Raw genomic sequence first — 16,546 nt, 5'->3', positions numbered from 1 at the left:
ATCGCGTACCCTGTGTTTGCTATGGATGAGATCATTTCTTGACCGCAGAGCCCGTCTGGGCAACCTTATCAAGGTATCCGGACAGCCGGATGCCACACGACCTGCTGACCTAAGCAGCCAGAATTTCCCGACATAGGACGTTGTCGGAGCGGATGTGTTCTGGCACGCCGCGCAGGATGAACAGGTCGGACAGAACGTCGATGACGTCGGTGGAGTTGAGCTTGCGATCGATGCGGATCGCCAGCGCCTCATGCGTGAACTCGTCGATCACGTTGAGCATGCGATACTTCCTTCCGTCATGGGTTCGATCCTCGACGAAATCGTAGGACCAGACATGGTTGGGTCGCGCGGCGCGCAGGCGGATGCATGACCCGTCGGCGAGCCAGAGCCTGCCCTTCTTCGGTTGTTTGGCTGGAACCTTCAGCCCCTCTTGCCGCCAGATGCGCTCGACCCGCTTGTCGTTGACCACCCAGCCCGCCTGGCTGCGCAGAAGCTCGGCGATCTTGCGATAACCGTAGCGGCCATAACGACGGGCCAGTGCAACGATGTCCTCGGTCAGTTGCTGCTCGTCGTTCCGGCCGCGAGGAATGCGGCGCTGCGTGGAGCGATGCTGCCCCAGTGCGCGACATACACGGCGTTCCGACACGCGCTTTGGCAGAACTGTGCGAACATGATCGATGCAGGCACGGCGACGAGAGGGGCTCAGAAGTTTCCCCGGGCAGCCTCCGACAGGATCAGCTTGTCGAGGGTGAGATCGGCAACCGCCTTGCGAAACCGCTCGTTCTCTTTCTGAAGCTCTTTCAACTGACCGAAGCGGCGCAGGCGCTGATCGCGCGCAACCGCCCCAGCGAACTCTCCGGGAACCCACTAATTACGCCGTGTGCAGTCGATTATAAATTTCGCTCTTGATTTTGAGTGGCGCGATAGGAGGCTTGACTCGTTCACTGTGTTATGGAAACGTTTCCATAAGAGGAGAAGTTTGTATTGCAGTTCCGTACGAGGAAGGTCGCGACCATAAGGGATGTCGCACAGCTGGCTGGCTGTGGGATTGCCTCTGCAAGCCGCGTTCTCAATCGCAGCGGTCCCGTAAGCGCCGAACTGCGCGACAAGGTGATGGTGGCCGCTCGTGACCTCGGATTCGAGTTCAGCGACGTCGGGCGATCCCTGCGTTCCAGCCGGACGCGAACTGTCGGCTGCGTCGTGCCATCGATCTCAAACCCGGTCTACTCCGCCGCGGTACAGGGGATTGAAGACGTATCCGCCGATCACGGATTGCAACTTCTTCTGTCGAGTAGCGGCTATGACCCCGACAGGGAACTTTCGGCGGTGCGCACCTTGATCGCCAAGCGAGTGGACGCGTTGATACTGACCGTGAACGATCTTCACGCCTCGCCCGCGTTGGACTTTGTGCGTTCACGTGACATTCCGCATTGCCTGCTCTTCAATTATGATCATGGCTCACCCAACGCATGTGGCGTCGATAACAGGGCCGCGGCCTTCGAAGTCGGGCGCATGCTGGCGGCATACGGCCATCGTCACGTCGGCTATATCGCACTGCGGCTGACGAGTTCCGATCGCGCGTGCCAGCGTCTTGAAGGCCTTGAAGAGGCTTGCCGCAATTTCGGACTCGCCGCTCCAGCGATCCTCGAAATCGACGAACGTGGTGAAGATCTAGTCGGACAATTATTGGCTTTCCTGCTGCAACATCCGCAGACGACCGGTATCTTCGCATCGAACGATCAGGTCGCAATCGAAATCATGTCGATATTGCGGAAGGCTCGGGTGCGCGTGCCCACCGATATTTCCATCGTCGGTTTCGACGGCATAGATTTTGGCCAGATGGTGGAGCCGACGCTGGCGACCGTCGTAACGAACCCATACGCGATGGGGCGCGCGGCTGCCGATATGGTGCTTGCCCAGAAATCGTCCGATCAGCCAGGTTGTCACACGGACGTCGCCGGCTTTGTGTTTCGCTCCGGAGGCAGCCTCGGACAGGCTGCCGCCAAAACGTCGCTGCTGGAGAAGTTGGCCCTTCCCCAGCAGCTCAGCCCACCTCGCAACATTTTGCAATCGACATCGGAGGAGAGATGAAATGAGATATATCGCTGCGCTTACATTGCTGGCAAGCGTCACTGCTGCGCCTGCTGCATTCGCCGAGGGAGCCGTTTGCTACAATTGTCCGCCGCAATGGGCCGACTGGGCGTCCATGCTGCAGGCCATCGACGAGAACCTTGGCATCAAGATGCCCCATGACAACAAGAATTCGGGCCAGGCACTCAGCCAGCTTCTCGCCGAGCGCGGCAGCCCGGTGGCGGACGTTGTCTATTACGGCGTGACCGGCGGCATCGCCGCCGCGCGCGAAGGCGTCGTCGAACCCTACAAGCCGGCCCTGTTTGATGAGATCCCCGAGGGGTTGAAGGACCCAGAGGGCAACTGGTTCACAGTGCATTACGGCACGATGGGGCTGTTCGTGAACGTTGACGCACTCGGCGGCGCGCCAGTGCCGCAATGCTTCGCGGACCTGAAGAATCCCGAATATCGTGGGATGGTCGGCTATCTTGATCCGTCCTCCGCCTTCGTCGGATATGCAGGTGCCGTTGCAGTGAACCATGCGTTTGGTGGCGACCTGTCGAATTTCGATCCCGCCATCTCGTTCTTCCAAGAGCTTTCGGCCAATGCGCCGATCGTGCCCAAGCAGACAGCCTACGCGCGCGTCGTCTCGGGCGAAATCCCGATCCTGTTCGACTACGATTTCAACGCCTACCGCGGAAAATATGAGGAGGATGGGAACTTCGAGTTCGTCCTGCCCTGCGAAGGATCGATCCGCGTCCCTTACGTCATGAGTTTCGTCAAGGGCGCTCCGCACCCCGAGGCCGCCAAGAAGGTGCTTGATTTCGTGCTGTCAGACGAGGGCCAGGCGATCTGGGCCAATGCCTACCTGCAACCGGCGCGTCCGATCACCCTGCCCGAGGGGTTGGCTGAAAAATTCCTGCCTGCCTCTGACTATGAACGTGCCGTCGCGGTGGACTACGACGAGCTTGACAAGGCGCAGGCAAGCTTCGGCGACCGCTATCTGAACGAAGTCAGGTAGGACGGGTTTTCTCCCGCACGCCCCCGGGGCCGCGATGCGGTCCCGGCAACCTGTTCTCCATGGATTGAGAATCATGAGCTCCCGAGTTTTCGTGCAGCTTTGCTTCGTGCCGATGTTCGTCTTCGTGCTCGCATTTCTGGCTCTGCCGCTAGTCCGGCTGGTGATGAGTTCGGGTGAAAGCCCGGCTGGCTGGGCCATTTACTGGCAGATATTAGCCACGCCGCGCTACTTGAATTCGCTGCTGCAAACTGTCGGCGTCTCGTTCGCGGTTACTCTCGCGGCGCTGGCTATATCGACTACGACCGGACTGTTCCTCGCGCGAAACCGCTTTGCCGGACGGGGGCTCGTCCTTTCCGTTCTGACCCTTCCGCTGGCGTTTCCCGGTGTCGTAATCGGATTTCTCATCATTCTTCTGGGCGGACGTCAGGGACTTTTCAGCCAACTCACCTCCGGCAATGTGGTGTTCGCCTATTCGATGTTCGGATTGTTCCTGGGCTATCTCTATTTCTCGATACCGCGAGTGCTTTTGACTGTCATGGCGGCGACCGAAAAGCTCGATCCGTCCCTGGAGGAAGCCGCCCGCTCGCTCGGCGCGGGGCCAACGCGCGTCATCATCGACGTAATCCTGCCAGGTCTTGCCCCCTCGCTGGTGGCCGCAGGCGCTATCGCTTTCGCCACGGCCATGGGTGCGTTTGGAACCGCCTTCACGCTTGCAACCAATATCGATGTGCTGCCCATGGTCATCTACACGGAGTTTACGCTCTCGGCCAATATCGCTATGGCGTCGGCACTCTCGGTCGCCCTTGGTATCGTGACCTGGCTGCTTCTGGTCATTGCCCGCACCTTCACAGGCCATACCGCGGCGGCTGGGGGAGGCTGACCAATGAGAATCTCGATGGCTAGAACGCTGCAGATCGTGGTCACGATACTGACCTGTGCGTTCCTGCTCGTTCCCACGCTGCAATCTGTCCTTGCGGGCGTGACGGTAAATTACTTTCGCGGCCTGTCTTCTGGGCTGACCTTCCAATGGATCTCGCAGGTCTGGGACCTGTACATGGACAGCATCTTCCTATCGATCTGGTTGGCCATCACTTGCCTGGTATGCACGCTGCTGATCGGTGTCCCGGCGGCCTATGGTCTCGCGCGCCGTCCCGGCTGGGCATCGCGCGTGCTGGAGGAATTCGTTTCGCTTCCACTTGCCGTGCCGGGGCTGGCGCTGGCGTTGGCTCTCCTGCAGCTTTACGGCTCCATGCGGGGTTTCCGCACGTCCTGGACCTTCATCCTTGCCGGCCACGTGCTCTATACATTGCCATTCATGATCCGCTCCGTACTCGCCGTTCTCTCGTCCATGGATTTGAAGACGCTGGAGGAAGGCGCGGCTTCCCTTGGAGCCTCGCCATGGCAGCGGTTTCGCGACGTGGTGATCCCGAACGCGATGCCGGGCATTCTTGCCGGTTCACTGACCGTTGTCACCTTGTCTATCGGCGAGTTCAACCTGACATGGATGCTGCACACCCCTTACCTGAAGACGCTGCCCGTGGGGCTCGCCGACAGCTATGCGTCGATGCGGCTGGAAATCGCCTCCGCCTACACGCTCGTCTTCTTCATCATCATCGTCCCGTTGCTCATGGCCATGCAATGGGCCTCGCAGCGCGCGCAAAGGATTGGCAAATGACGCTTACCCTCCGGTCCGGGTCCAAGACCTATCCCGACGGCACGGTGGCGCTAACGCCGACCGACCTGCATGTGAAACCCGGCGAGATCATCTCGCTGCTGGGCCCCCCTGGCTGTGGCAAGACAACGCTCCTGCGTCTGGTCGCGGGCCTCGAACGACCCGACAAGGGAAGCGAGATCTGGTTCGGCGAGGATAATGTTACGCACCTGCCGGTGGAAAAGCGCAAGGTGGGAATGGTTTTCCAATCCTACGCGCTCTTTCCAAACATGTCCGTGCGCCGCAATATCGGCTACGGCCTGAAGATGCAGAAATTGCCGGTCGAGGAGATTGACCGCCGCGTTGCGGAAGTTCTCGCGCTGTGTCAACTCGAACCTTATGCCGACCGCTCGGTCACGGCGCTATCGGGAGGCCAGCGCCAACGCGTGGCGCTGGCCCGGGCCTTCGCGCCTCGACCACGCATCCTGCTTCTGGACGAGCCGCTCTCCGCGCTTGATGCCGCCTTACGCGACAGGCTTCGCGACGAACTGGCCGGGCTCCTGCGCACCTTCGGCATCACCGCGATCTTCGTCACTCACGATCAGGACGAGGCCATGGCTATTGCCGACCGGGTTGTGGTGATGTCGCACGGCCGCATCGTTCAGACCGGTACGCCCGAAGAACTCTATCGCAACCCGAATTCGCCTTTTGTGGCGAGCTTCGTGGGACAGGCCATGGAGATCGACGGCAGGATCGAAGGCAATCGTCTGGTGACGCCGGCGGGCGAAACGCTTTGTCTGCCGCGCAGCGGCATCGGCAGCACGGTCTTTGTCAGGGCCGAGGACGTGCGGATCACCGATGACGGCCCACTCTCTGCCAGGGTCGAAAGCGTGACCTTTCTCGGCACCCACTATCGAGTAGGCCTTGCCGGCATCGCATCACGCACGATCTTCGCGCTTTACGCTGGCAAGTCCGCCCCGGCCGTTGCAAGCACTGTTCGCATAACTATCGATCCGGCGACGCTTATGCTTCTTTCAGCGAAAGACGAAATGAAGTGAGCAAGATAATCCAGCTTTCGGATCCCCACATCGTGCCTGAAGGGCAACTGGCTTACTGCGTCGTGGATACTGCCACGGCGCTCGTGCAAGCGGTCGCAACCATCAATCGGTGTTTGCCGCTCATCGGTCCTGTCGATCTTGCGATCGTGACCGGGGATCTGACTGATTTCGGGACCCCGGCCGAATATGCACGGTTTCGCCGGATCATGTCGTCTCTTGACATTCCTTATCGCGTCGTTCCTGGCAATCACGACCTGCGCGAAAACCTGCGTGCAGGTTTCGCTGGCGAAAGCTGGATGTCGGCCACTGGCGGGATCAACTGGGACATTGAACTCGCCGACTTCGCGGTAATCGGTCTCGACACGCTGGTCGAGGGGTATCACCACGGTGGACTCGATCCCGAAACGCTGGCGTTCTTGCGAGATCGTCTGGCGAGGTTTAACGGCAAGCCGGTGATCGTGGGTCTGCATCACCCACCCTTCACCACCGGCATTCATCCGATGGACCTGAACAATTTACGGAATGGCGATCACCTTCGAGACATACTGGACGCCTATCGGGGAGAAGCGCTGCTTGTCTGCGGACATGTGCATCGCGGCGTCACGCGGATGTTCGGGAGTTCGATCGGGCTAATCGCACCGGGAACGTCGCATTGCGTTACCCTGGACCAGCGAATCGAAAACCCCCATACGCTGAGTTTAGAGCCGAGCGGTTTCATGTTGCATGAATGGCGCGATGGCTTTGTCTCGCACCTTATTGGTGCCGATTTTCCAGAAGATCGCTATCCGTTTTCTACACCGGCCATCGGGGACAGATCGTTGCAATGATGAACTCGGACGCCTTGCGTTTTCAGGCGGGTCACTTGACCACAATTAAGTGACTTTATTCAACAGGCATCATGCAATACCCGCGCTCTGTGGAACCACCGTAAAGGTCATCATTGCTTGTTTGATGGTTTCGGCCGCTCGGTTCCAAATTCATCATGTGCGGCAATGAAGAGGGCGCATCGTGGCTATATCTTTGAGCGGCATGGTGCGGATAGCTGCTGAGGCGTTTTTGTAGAACTCATGTCAATAGGTGTCACCGCCGAAGAAATCTCGACATGTTCCATTTGGGGCCGTTTTCAGACCGTGATGGTCGTTGACGACTATACGGTCGAGTTCACGCTCAGGAGCCGTTCGCGCCGTTCCTGTCAATCTTGCCTATCCGACCGGCCTGATCGTCTCGCCGGCCGCTGTCGAGCAGCATGGCGAGAACTACGGGCGCAACCCGGTTGATATCGGGCCGTTCCGCTTCGCCGAGTAGCAGGCGAATCAGCGCGTCTTAATCGCGGGCAATCCGGACTACCAGGACGCCCTGACGGCGCTGGAAGCGGTCGTTTTCCGCCCGATCACCGACGCCAACACGCGTATGGTGGAAATGCTCGCGGGCGGGCTCAATATCATGGTCGAGGCTCCACCGGATTTAATCGCACAGTTCCGTGACGCGCCCGATTTCATTGTGCTCGAACGGGCAGGACCGCATGTGTGGGTATCTCATCCTCAAAATGAAGGAGGGGCCGCTCCAGGATCAGGCCATGCTGTCAATCGGCTCGGAATGGTGACCCTTGATTGGCGTACAAACGGGATCCCTTTTTGGTGCGACGGTAAGCGCCCGACCGGGTGGAACTGGTCTGGGTTGCGCAGCCCGGTCGGGCGCATCTGAACGTTTCCCACCGCCGCTGCGCCAGTCATTCCATTTCGACTTCGCTTTACTGGAACGCGTCGCAAGGGCGGTCGACCATGGTGCGTGTGAGCGCGGGTGCGGCGGCGAGCACGCGAGCGGAAAGCGAAATCTACATCCATGGCCGTTTCCTGGACTGCGAGATGGAAGGTGAGGCCAAGTCAGCAATCGGGAAATAATACGAAACAGCGTTGATAATGGTTAATGGTTGAATGTTCGATGCTGAGTTATGGTTTGTGCAGAGTATTCATTTGTTGACAGTAGTATTATCAAAATGTATGTGATTTTGACTGCATGAATTACTTGATGTACGATAGTCGTGTGAGTTGAGCGATGAGCGTTCTTCTCCGAACAACATCGTGCATCGTAGAAAGGCATGCATATGAGAACTGAAACTACCACTGCCGCCGCCGCCACCGATCTGACGGCTCCGCTGCCGGAAACCGACATCGCCATTGAGGAGAACGCGCGCGAGGGAAAGGCGCGCAGAGGTAAGAACGGCAAGGCCAAAAAGGCCGGCAAGACGCTCGACGTCTTCGAGGGCTTGCATTCTGACGAAGTCGACCGGCTTCGCGGTCTGGCTGCCGATATGAACAAGCTCGACCGCGCGTTGACGAAAGACGCGTTCGAACGCGGCCGGATGTTGGAGACCGCGTTCGAGATCCTTCCGGCGGAAAAGACCTTCGCGGCCTGGATCGGACAGAACTGCCCCTTCACCCCCCGCACGGCCCGGCTTTACCGGTCGATTGTGGCCGAGTTGTTCGAGTACGAGGATCGGGCGATCGCCTTCACCGTTCCGCCAACCGTTCTGTTCGAGCTTGCCCGGGAATCCGTGACGGCGGACCAGATCGAGGCGGTTTTGGGGAGCTTTGAATCGGGCGAACGCCTGACGGTCGCGATGGTCAAGCGCCAGCTGGCTGGCGAGGATGGTGCAGGTTCCGGTTCCGATCCGGTCAATCCGCTTGACCTTGGCGGAACCGACGGCCTTGCCCGCCTAGTGCGCGCGTGCGTTCGCTCCGATCTGGCCTCCCTGCGCGCCGAGATCGCGGCGATCGGCACCATCATTGCCGAGACTCTGGCGGCGACACCTGTCGATCGGAACATCAAGAAGGCGGTTTTGATGGACGCCGTCTTCCGCCATGCCCGGCTCGCCGCAGCGCTTTTGGGTCGCAGCGTTTTCTCGCGCATGGAGGACCCGATGCAAATTGGGCGCATGATCGAGAAGCGTCCGCCGGCCGCCTCTGGCTGGATGCATGCCCATGCGCTTCTCGACCGGCTCGGCAACAAGGAGGCCTATCCGCCGGTCGACGAGCTTCGAGCCTGGCTCGAAGGTGAGGTGCTGCCGGTCCTCGAATGGATGAACGCGAAGGGGGTTCGGCCGCCGCTGGCGGTTGATGCTGCGGCGACTTCCAACGCGTCCGCATCGGTCGAAGCATCGGCGCAGGTCGACGCATCCATGATCATCGCGGTCGAAGCGGGTGAGAATGTCGACATCACACCGGATGCGGAGATCAAAACCGAAGCGGTGGCATCCGCGCCGATCGTGGTCGCCGCATCGGCAACGGATGTCGGCAAGAAGCCGGCCGCATCAAAGCCGGCCAAAGCGAAGACTGCGAAGGCAAAGCCGACCGAGGAAAGGCGGACGCACAGGATGCCGAGCGGCGAGATCACGCTCGCAACCCGGCCGTCGACCGCGTTTGAGCTCGCAGTTGAAAAGTCCGTCAGTCGCAGGCTGAACAAGCTGATGCGCTGATTGCATCCCATTTGGTTGCCGTGAGCCGACCATCCCCGATCACAAGCCCCGCCTGCCGGCGGGGTTTTTACGTTTTGGGAGCGGGTGTGGAAATGCGCGAGGTGCATGAGTGCGCGGCGTCGGTTCGATCTGCCCAACTTTGTCATGCCGATTTGGTCGAAGCACCGCGCTCCCGAGCGATCCGATCGCAATGAACGCGACCCGGACCTGTTGGGTGCAAGTGATGTTGGGAGTCCCCGACGCGGGAGCCCCGCATTAACCATATCCGCGGCAAAGCCGGCCTGGGGCCCTTGAGCCCGGGCGCAGTGCCGGTCATATCTGGCGCATGGACGGCGACGGCAATCGCGGTTCAGACCAAGCGGCCCGAGCCGGCGCGCCAACGCCGAACCCGGGCCTGACCCTCAACCTCGTGATGAGAGGAATCGGGCTATGAGTATCTCTACCGGACGCCCTGCGTCCGTCCAAGCGGCGCGTGCCGCCAACGACCATCCTTCCGCAAATCACACTGCCGCGCCCGCGTCAGCGCATCGTCCTTCGACGTCGGCCCCCGAAGCGCGCCCGGTGCATCGCCTCGACGTCGCCGGTCTCGAGCCCGACTTCGCCCGGCTCGTCGAGCGCAGCGTCGCCGCTGCCTGCGCATCGCCGGGCGATCAGGGCGACGTGACCTTCGGCGATCTTGGCGCGATCGCGTCGTTCGTTCATTCCGCACGGTGTCATGATGGGCTGATGCTGCAGGCGGGCTTGGCCTTGATCGCCGCGCAGCATCCGGAACTGACCATTTTGACCCGCGACGTCGAACTCCCGGTCACCGAGGCGGCGCAGGCGCTGATCGCCCGCAACCGTCCCGGCGAACTCTCCGGCATCCGACTCGCCAGCGAAGTCTTCGCGCGCGAGCACTACAAGGCCGACCTGATCGTCGTCGACGAAGCGCGCCGCTTCGCCGTCGTCTGCGACGTCAAACGCTCGACCGCCTCTTACAATGCCGCGAGGCTTGGGCGGCTGAAAGCGAAGCTGCTCGCCTGTGCGGTCGTCGCGCCTGATCATCTGCGCACCCGCCACCAGATCGACGGCATCCGCATCTGCCACGGCGCGATCCTCGACCTGTCCGGTCATGCCGACCTGATCGACGACGACGTCTTCGGCATCGACGCCCTTGACGACTTCCTCCACCTTGACGGGGCCGGTGCGGCGTTGCGCGATCTGAAGCGCCGCTTCGGCAGGGCCGTGCAGGCCGAACTCGTGCGGCGACTGCACGTCGCGTTTCCCGCCGCGATCCAGCCAGGGCGTCGGTCGTCCGGGTCGGGGCGCAAGCGGCAGACCGCGCTCTCGGAGACGTTCGGCGTCAATGTTGAGGAAGATGTCGCTGATCAGTCGGCGGGCGATGTCGCGAGCGGCGATGCCGTCGATCCTGACGAGTTCGACGGCGACCGCACCGACGAGGCCGATCCGTTCGATCGATCGCGGCATCGCATGCGGCAGAGACCGCCGATCTCGGTCGCGCTGGCCCGGCCCGTGACAACGGCGACCGCTGCCGCCTGATCGCCGGACGACCGCGACCGTTCGCTTAGCCCATTCCCCGTCTTCCCAGATCCGACGCCGCGCCGAAGCGCTGGCGCGAGGAAGGACCCGTGCCCATGACCACGTCTGACAACACCCCGACCACCAACACCCGGAAGATCGACCGCGACAAAGGTCGTCCGGATAAATCCAGGAGCCACAGCGCATCGAACCGGAAATCGGTTTCCGCTCCGGGTGCAGACCACATTGCCATGCCTGGCCTCTCCCCCGTATCCCGGGTCCCGCCTAGGTCCGTCATCGGCGCAGATATTGTTGTCCAATCTGAGCCTGATGCCAGCCCGGTGGGCGACCGGACGCTGGCCAACGACAATCGCAACGACGTTGCCATCCTGCGCCGCGACGGTCACGACCCGGCGATCGTCATCGGGCTCGCCTTGCGCCATGTTCGTCTCGGGCGCGATGTTCCGTTCGCGATTGTCGCTGCGCTGTTCCGGCATGCGGAGGCCGGCGACGGTGCGGCCAAGGCGACGCTTGAGATGCTGCGCCGCCGCGTCGAGCAGCGCCAGCGCCAGCGGTGGCGGCGCTATGTCGGCAAAGGCCTGCGCGCGTCGTCGCTGCCTGGCCCGCATGAGAACGCCGCCAGATTGCAGGGTGCGCAGGTCAGGGATGGTGTCGTTGATGACGGACCGCGCGGCCGTGATGGCGCACGCAATCTCTCGCTGATTCCTGATTGCAACGATGCGCGTGACGGGGAGGCCGGCCGATGAAGACGAGTACGCTGCGTCTCGCCTGCCGGTTGGCAGCTCAGGTCGAACTCGACCAGGTCCAGCGAACGCTCATGGAAGAGGCGTTTGGCGTGCATGACTGGCGCGGGATGTTCTTCAACGACCAGTTCAGCCTCCGCGATCTCGCGCAAAAGCGCCGCGAGCTGAAGCGTTCGACGTCGGCGAACCGCGAGCGATCCGCGCCGACAGGCGATGCCGATCCGCTCGACGCCGCTCGATCCGTGCATGGGGCCGAGCACCCGGTCGCACGCGACGTCGATATCGGCGATCTCGCCCTCTGCCTCATGGTGTTGCCCGGGCTCGTTGCGACCGGAGCGAAGGCCCTTGTCGCCGCGCTCAGCGCCGCGCAGCCGGTCGTTGCGGTGCGCGGCAATGTCCGCGGCTTCGAGCGCCGCTTCACCGGTCTTCTGGAAAGCCTCGTCAAGTCGAAACGCCGTCCGCTACGGGTCGTTCATCTCGACGATCCAAGCGAGCTTGCTCAAAAACATCGCATCAAGACGACGGAAATTGTCGGACTGCAGATCGGCTCGGAAGCGCTCGACGGCGCAACGCCGGCCCAGATCCGCAGATGCCTGATGACGGCGATGCGGACGCAAACCCCGATCGTCGTCACATCCGAGCAGCCGGGCACCGACTTTCCGGTGCATATTGCATCCGCGCTCGATCTCACGATCGACGCCGCGCCATTGAATTGGCCGATGCTGGCCGAACTCATCGACGCGAAGACCGGGATCGATGCGGATCGGGTGCTGGCCGCTCCATCAAACCATGCGATCGATCTGACGCGCCTGTCGCTCGACGATCTTGCGCTCGCCATCCGGCCCGGCCGCAAGCTCGAGGTGATCCTCATGACCCTGGCGCAGCTTGCGGCAGCACCAGCCGATGAGCCGTCTGATGACGATGGCAATGCGAAGAACCGGAAGACCACGTCGTCGAGCCGCAATCGAAACGGCACGGCGGGCACCGGTTCGGTTCGGATCGATCCGCAGCCGCTGCCGGCAGCAGTGACACCCGAGACGCAGACGCCGAACATCACAGTCGCGATTGCGACACCACCTGACGGCGATCCCGATGTCGCTGCCGACGAGACTGGCCACGTCGGCCCGGCAGACGGTGGTAGTGGCGGCGTGGCGGACGCGACGCCTGCCGAGAAGGATGGACCTGCATTGCCATCGCCAGAATCGACGTCAGCCGCCGCAACGGACATAGCCGTCCCCGTCGCGGTGACGCCGGCATCGGAAAAAGCTGCTGCCAGACCGGCAATGCCGCGTGCGCGATCCACGCCAGTCGTCAGTGTCGAGACACTGGCCGGCTACGGCAAGGCGCGCGACTGGGCGCTCGACCTGAAGACCGACCTTGCAGCTTGGAAGGCCGGGACCGTTTTATGGTCGGACCTGTCGTCGAAACTCCTCCTGTCAGGCCCACCCGGCACCGGCAAGACGACCTTTGCCCGAGCGCTCGGCAACACGCTGCAATTGCCGGTTTTTGCGACCTCGGTCGCGACCTGGCTAGAGGCGTCTCACCTCGGCGACGTCTTGAAGCGCATGCGCGATTGCTTCGAGGAGGCCGGTCATGCGATCAGCGTGCTTACCCGCAGCGCGGTTCCACCGGACCAGCACATCGTCACGGAGGGCCTGCCGCGACTCCCGGCCATCGGCATCGGGCTCGAACTGGCGGATACGCGGCCGTCGCCGGCCTGCATTGCCTTGAGCGAGCATGTCCGCGCTGAGCTTCCGGATTTGTGAAACGCACGCCGAAACCGCGTAACGATACGCCGGGAGAACACCCGGCCGCGAAGCAAACCTGCGTTTGCAAGCCTTATGGGACATGGGTTTCCGGCGGCATCCGGCGCTGTAGCCAATCCCTATTGACCGACCTTTCCTCGCAAGATAACTTAGATATATAAGTATTATGCTCGTCGGAGCGCGCGGAGCCGGAGTTGTCGGGACACGCGCTTCGCGAATTAGCTTTGTATCGAAATAAGCCAGCTGATTGGGAGGTATCATCATGCCAGCTTCAATAGCCCGCCGTCTCGGCGGGGCGGTATTTGCTGCGGCCATTTTTGCCGCGTCATCCGTATCCGCTCAAAACCTGAACCTGACATTGGCGGGAGCAAGCCCCGGCGGCCTGTGGACGCTGCTTGGCGCGGGCATAGACACTGCCGCAAAGCAGGTCTCGCCCGGCGCGACGGTCACCTATCAGACGACGGGCGGCGGCTTTGCCAACGCTGCCATCGTCAGCGAGGGCCGCGCCAATATCGGCCTGATCCACGACGCCGAGCTGGCGATCGCGGTGGCCGGCGGGGAGCCTTTCCGCGGGCCTATCGAGAATTTGCGTTCCATCGCCTATCTGTACGACTGGGCGCCGATGCAGTTCATCGCATCCAAGGCTTTCGCGGATCGTCATGGCATCGAGTCGCTGACGGACTTCGCCGAAAAGAAGGTGCCGCTGCGCATCACCGTCAACCGCGCCGGCAACATCACCGGACAGGTCGCCACGGCGATGATGGAAGCCGCCGGAGCCGACGACGCGTCGATCCGCTCATGGGGCGGCTCGGTCATTCAGGCGGGCTCGTCCGAGCAGGCCGGACTGCTGATGAACGGCCGCGTCGACATTTTCACCAACGGCGTTTTCGTCGGGCACAGCTCGATCCGCGAGATCGAGAACGCCACCGACATCAAGCTGCTCAACGTTCCCGAAAGCGTGCGCGAGGCGGTGTCCGAACGGTTCTCGATCGCGAGCTTCACCATACCCGCCAACTCGTACGAAAACCAGGACGAGCCGATCGAGACCGTGGCGCTCGGCGCTGTCCTGATCGCCAACGCGGACATGGACGACGAGGTCGCCTACACGCTGACCAAGGCGCTGATCGAGCACACCGACTCAATCAGAACCGTTCATCCGGCGATGGGCAATCTCAGCCATGAGCTTTTGACGCGCGAGACCGCCGCTCCTTTCCATGACGGTGCGCTTCGCGCCTACCGTGAGGCAGGTCTCATTCAATGATCGGCAACATTCTGGGAACGGGCCGCCGTCGATCTTTCGACGGCCGCCCGCGCCTGACCCTCTATGCGTTATCCGCAATCTTCGCGCTCGGCGTGGTGTACGCGAACATCTTCGCGCTGCCGGATGCGCTGCTGATCGGCATTCTCTTTATCTGCGGCATTTACACGCTGCTGTTTCTGACGGTGGGGGCGACGATGACGTCGCCAGACAAGCCGACGATCTTCGATATCGTTCTCAGCGTTTCGAGTATCGCGTGCGGTGTGTTCTTCTACTCGATCAGGGGTGATCTGGCGAACCACATCACGCTGCTCTATCAGCTGTCTGCCGACAAGCTGATATTCGGCTCCATCCTGCTTCTCCTGACCATCGAGGCGACGCGCCGCACGACGGGCCCCGGCCTGACGGTCGTCGTCCTGATCTTCCTCGCCTACAATCTTTTCGGCCATCATCTGCCGCCGCCGCTCGGGCACGGATATATCGATTTCGGCTCCTTCATCGACACGCTGATGTACACCACGGACGGCGTGTTCGGCGTGCCGGTTCAGGTGGCGGGCAGCTACGTCTTCCTGTTCGTCATGTTCGGCTGCCTGCTGACGCATGCCGGCGGCGCGGAATTCATGTTCAAATTGTCGGCCGCGTTGACGGGCAGGAGCCCGGGCGGCCCGGCCAAGATCGCCGTCGTGTCCTCCGGCATGTACGGTACGATTTCGGGAAGCCCGACATCCGATGTGGCCACGACAGGATCCGTGACCATTCCGATCATGAAACGTCTCGGCTATCCCCCGCGCTTTGCGGGCGCGGTCGAGATCGCCGCATCGACAGGCGGTTCGGCCTTGCCGCCCGTCATGGGATCGGCGGCCTTCATCCTCGCCGAGTATACCGGCATTTCCTATCGCAACGTCATTCTGGCGGCCCTTATCCCGGCAGTCCTGTTCTATCTGAGCATATTCCTTCAGGTGCATTTCCGGGCGGTCCGCCTTGGCATGGCAGGGATGGACACCGAAGACAGCGCTCTGGACGCACTCAGGACCGGCTGGGTTTTCGTCGTTCCGGTCATCATCATCATCGTCGCGCTTCTGGCCGGATATACGCCGACCTACGTCGCCATGTTCGCAACCCTGTCGCTCGTCGGCGCATCCTATCTGACGCGTGCGACGAGGATGACTCCGAGGCGAATGCTCGAGGGCCTGGGCGAGACGACGCTGCGCATGCTGCCGGTCGCCGGTGCCTGTGCGGCTGCCGGTCTGGTCATCGGCGGACTGACGATGACGGGCCTTGCGCTGAAGGCATCCAGCATCGTGCTGCTATTCGCGGGCTCGAGCGAGTTCCTGCTGCTGGTGCTGGGCGCCATCATCGCCATCATCGTCGGACTGGGGATGCCGACGCCGGCAGCCTACATCCTGTCGGCGGTGCTTATCGGTCCGGCCTTCGCGGCCGCAGGCTTCTCGCTGCTGTCGTCGAACATGTTCCTGCTGTTCTACGCCATCCTGTCGGCGCTGACGCCGCCGGTTGCGGTTGCCGCATTCGCAGCGGCCGCGATTGCCGAGGAAGACGCGATGAAGATCGCGGTCACCGCGGTGAAGCTCGCGGCGGTCGGCTTCATCCTGCCGTTCTTCTTCGTGTGGAACGAGGCGCTTCTGGCAAACGGCACCTGGCTCGAAGTCGGCGTTGCCGCGATTGGCGGGCTGGCGGCGGTGACGCTTCTGGCGCTGGTCATCGAATCCGACATGAGCTGGCCGATGCGCGCTGTCTGCCTGGCGGCTGCAACCGCGATGCTGTCGCCCTATCTCGCCGTTGCGATACCGATGCTCATGATCGTTCTGGCAATCGGGATCTGGTGGAAGCGTACGGGAGGACTGCCGTTCGGAATCGGCAGATCAGCCAGACGACTGGACGTCGGGAACACGAGTTCCTAAACTTCCGATCTCTGTAGCCCCGGCGCGATTTGCTCCCGCCGGGGTT

Annotated in this window: 12 protein-coding genes and 2 pseudogenes; 13 read left to right on the top strand and 1 reads right to left on the bottom strand. The window is 61.9% G+C overall.

Annotation, left to right across the window (positions count from 1 at the left end; translation table 11 throughout):
* Window positions 1-139 precede the first annotated feature (139 nt).
* Window positions 140-807 (bottom strand): annotated as a pseudogene (locus GRZ55_RS22205) (IS3 family transposase); the annotation flags it as partial.
* A gap of 177 nt (window positions 808-984) precedes the next feature.
* Here GRZ55_RS22205 and GRZ55_RS22200 point away from each other — a divergent pair.
* The 13 genes and pseudogenes from GRZ55_RS22200 (at window position 985) to GRZ55_RS22140 (ending at window position 16,500) form a co-directional block, all read left to right on the top strand.
* Window positions 985-2,091 (top strand): LacI family DNA-binding transcriptional regulator, encoded by a 1,107-nt coding sequence (locus GRZ55_RS22200; RefSeq protein WP_169289127.1) that lies wholly within the window; start codon window positions 985-987, stop codon window positions 2,089-2,091.
* Between the two features lies 1 nt (window position 2,092).
* Window positions 2,093-3,091 (top strand): ABC transporter substrate-binding protein, encoded by a 999-nt coding sequence (locus tag GRZ55_RS22195; RefSeq protein ID WP_169289126.1) that lies wholly within the window; start codon window positions 2,093-2,095, stop codon window positions 3,089-3,091.
* Between the two features lie 73 nt (window positions 3,092-3,164).
* Window positions 3,165-3,971 carry an ABC transporter permease gene (locus tag GRZ55_RS22190; protein WP_169289125.1) on the top strand — a complete coding sequence of 269 codons (807 nt, stop codon included), beginning with the start codon at window positions 3,165-3,167 and terminating at the stop codon, window positions 3,969-3,971.
* Between the two features lie 3 nt (window positions 3,972-3,974).
* The gene (locus tag GRZ55_RS22185) at window positions 3,975-4,766 is read left to right on the top strand and encodes an ABC transporter permease (protein WP_169289124.1); all 792 of its coding nucleotides are present in this window, start codon (window positions 3,975-3,977) and stop codon (window positions 4,764-4,766) included.
* Complete coding sequence (locus tag GRZ55_RS22180; RefSeq protein WP_169289123.1) at window positions 4,763-5,800, top strand: ABC transporter ATP-binding protein; 1,038 nt, start codon at window positions 4,763-4,765, stop codon at window positions 5,798-5,800. Before GRZ55_RS22185 ends, GRZ55_RS22180 begins: the two co-directional genes overlap by 4 nt.
* Window positions 5,797-6,627, top strand: a complete 831-nt coding sequence (locus GRZ55_RS22175) for a phosphodiesterase (protein WP_169289122.1) — start codon at window positions 5,797-5,799, stop codon at window positions 6,625-6,627. The genes GRZ55_RS22180 and GRZ55_RS22175 overlap by 4 nt, the downstream gene beginning before the upstream one ends.
* A gap of 300 nt (window positions 6,628-6,927) precedes the next feature.
* Window positions 6,928-7,373 (top strand): annotated as a pseudogene (locus GRZ55_RS23555) (ABC transporter substrate-binding protein); the annotation flags it as partial.
* A 531-nt stretch (window positions 7,374-7,904) separates the two neighbouring features.
* A complete protein-coding gene (locus GRZ55_RS22165) occupies window positions 7,905-9,275 on the top strand; it encodes a hypothetical protein (RefSeq protein ID WP_169289120.1) in 1,371 nt (456 codons plus the stop codon).
* Between the two features lie 561 nt (window positions 9,276-9,836).
* Entirely contained in the window at window positions 9,837-10,814 is a 978-nt protein-coding gene (locus GRZ55_RS22160) for a hypothetical protein (protein ID WP_169289119.1), read from the top strand.
* Window positions 10,815-10,909: 95 nt separating this feature from the next.
* A complete protein-coding gene (locus GRZ55_RS22155; RefSeq protein WP_169289118.1) occupies window positions 10,910-11,560 on the top strand; it encodes a hypothetical protein in 651 nt (216 codons plus the stop codon).
* Window positions 11,557-13,323 (top strand): AAA family ATPase, encoded by a 1,767-nt coding sequence (locus GRZ55_RS23285; RefSeq protein WP_246734934.1) that lies wholly within the window; start codon window positions 11,557-11,559, stop codon window positions 13,321-13,323. The genes GRZ55_RS22155 and GRZ55_RS23285 overlap by 4 nt, the downstream gene beginning before the upstream one ends.
* A gap of 262 nt (window positions 13,324-13,585) precedes the next feature.
* The gene (locus tag GRZ55_RS22145; protein ID WP_169289117.1) at window positions 13,586-14,584 is read left to right on the top strand and encodes a TAXI family TRAP transporter solute-binding subunit; all 999 of its coding nucleotides are present in this window, start codon (window positions 13,586-13,588) and stop codon (window positions 14,582-14,584) included.
* Complete coding sequence (locus tag GRZ55_RS22140) at window positions 14,581-16,500, top strand: TRAP transporter fused permease subunit (RefSeq protein ID WP_169289116.1); 1,920 nt, start codon at window positions 14,581-14,583, stop codon at window positions 16,498-16,500. Before GRZ55_RS22145 ends, GRZ55_RS22140 begins: the two co-directional genes overlap by 4 nt.
* Window positions 16,501-16,546 lie beyond the last annotated feature (46 nt).

It is taken from the genome of Chelativorans sp. ZYF759 (assembly GCF_012911015.1).
In the GTDB taxonomy this organism is placed as follows: Bacteria; Pseudomonadota; Alphaproteobacteria; order Rhizobiales; family Rhizobiaceae; genus ZYF759.
Note: the sequence above shows the minus strand (reverse complement) of the source record. Positions and strands in the feature narration are given on the sequence as shown.

Coding starts and splice junctions, on each gene's coding strand:
- GRZ55_RS22195 (WP_169289126.1), top strand. CDS start 2,093: ATGAGATATATCGCTGCGCTTACATTGCTGGCAAGCGTCACTGCTGCG.
- GRZ55_RS22190 (WP_169289125.1), top strand. CDS start 3,165: ATGAGCTCCCGAGTTTTCGTGCAGCTTTGCTTCGTGCCGATGTTCGTC.
- GRZ55_RS22185 (WP_169289124.1), top strand. CDS start 3,975: ATGAGAATCTCGATGGCTAGAACGCTGCAGATCGTGGTCACGATACTG.
- GRZ55_RS22180 (WP_169289123.1), top strand. CDS start 4,763: ATGACGCTTACCCTCCGGTCCGGGTCCAAGACCTATCCCGACGGCACG.
- GRZ55_RS22165 (WP_169289120.1), top strand. CDS start 7,905: ATGAGAACTGAAACTACCACTGCCGCCGCCGCCACCGATCTGACGGCT.
- GRZ55_RS22155 (WP_169289118.1), top strand. CDS start 10,910: ATGACCACGTCTGACAACACCCCGACCACCAACACCCGGAAGATCGAC.
- GRZ55_RS23285 (WP_246734934.1), top strand. CDS start 11,557: ATGAAGACGAGTACGCTGCGTCTCGCCTGCCGGTTGGCAGCTCAGGTC.
- GRZ55_RS22145 (WP_169289117.1), top strand. CDS start 13,586: ATGCCAGCTTCAATAGCCCGCCGTCTCGGCGGGGCGGTATTTGCTGCG.
- GRZ55_RS22140 (WP_169289116.1), top strand. CDS start 14,581: ATGATCGGCAACATTCTGGGAACGGGCCGCCGTCGATCTTTCGACGGC.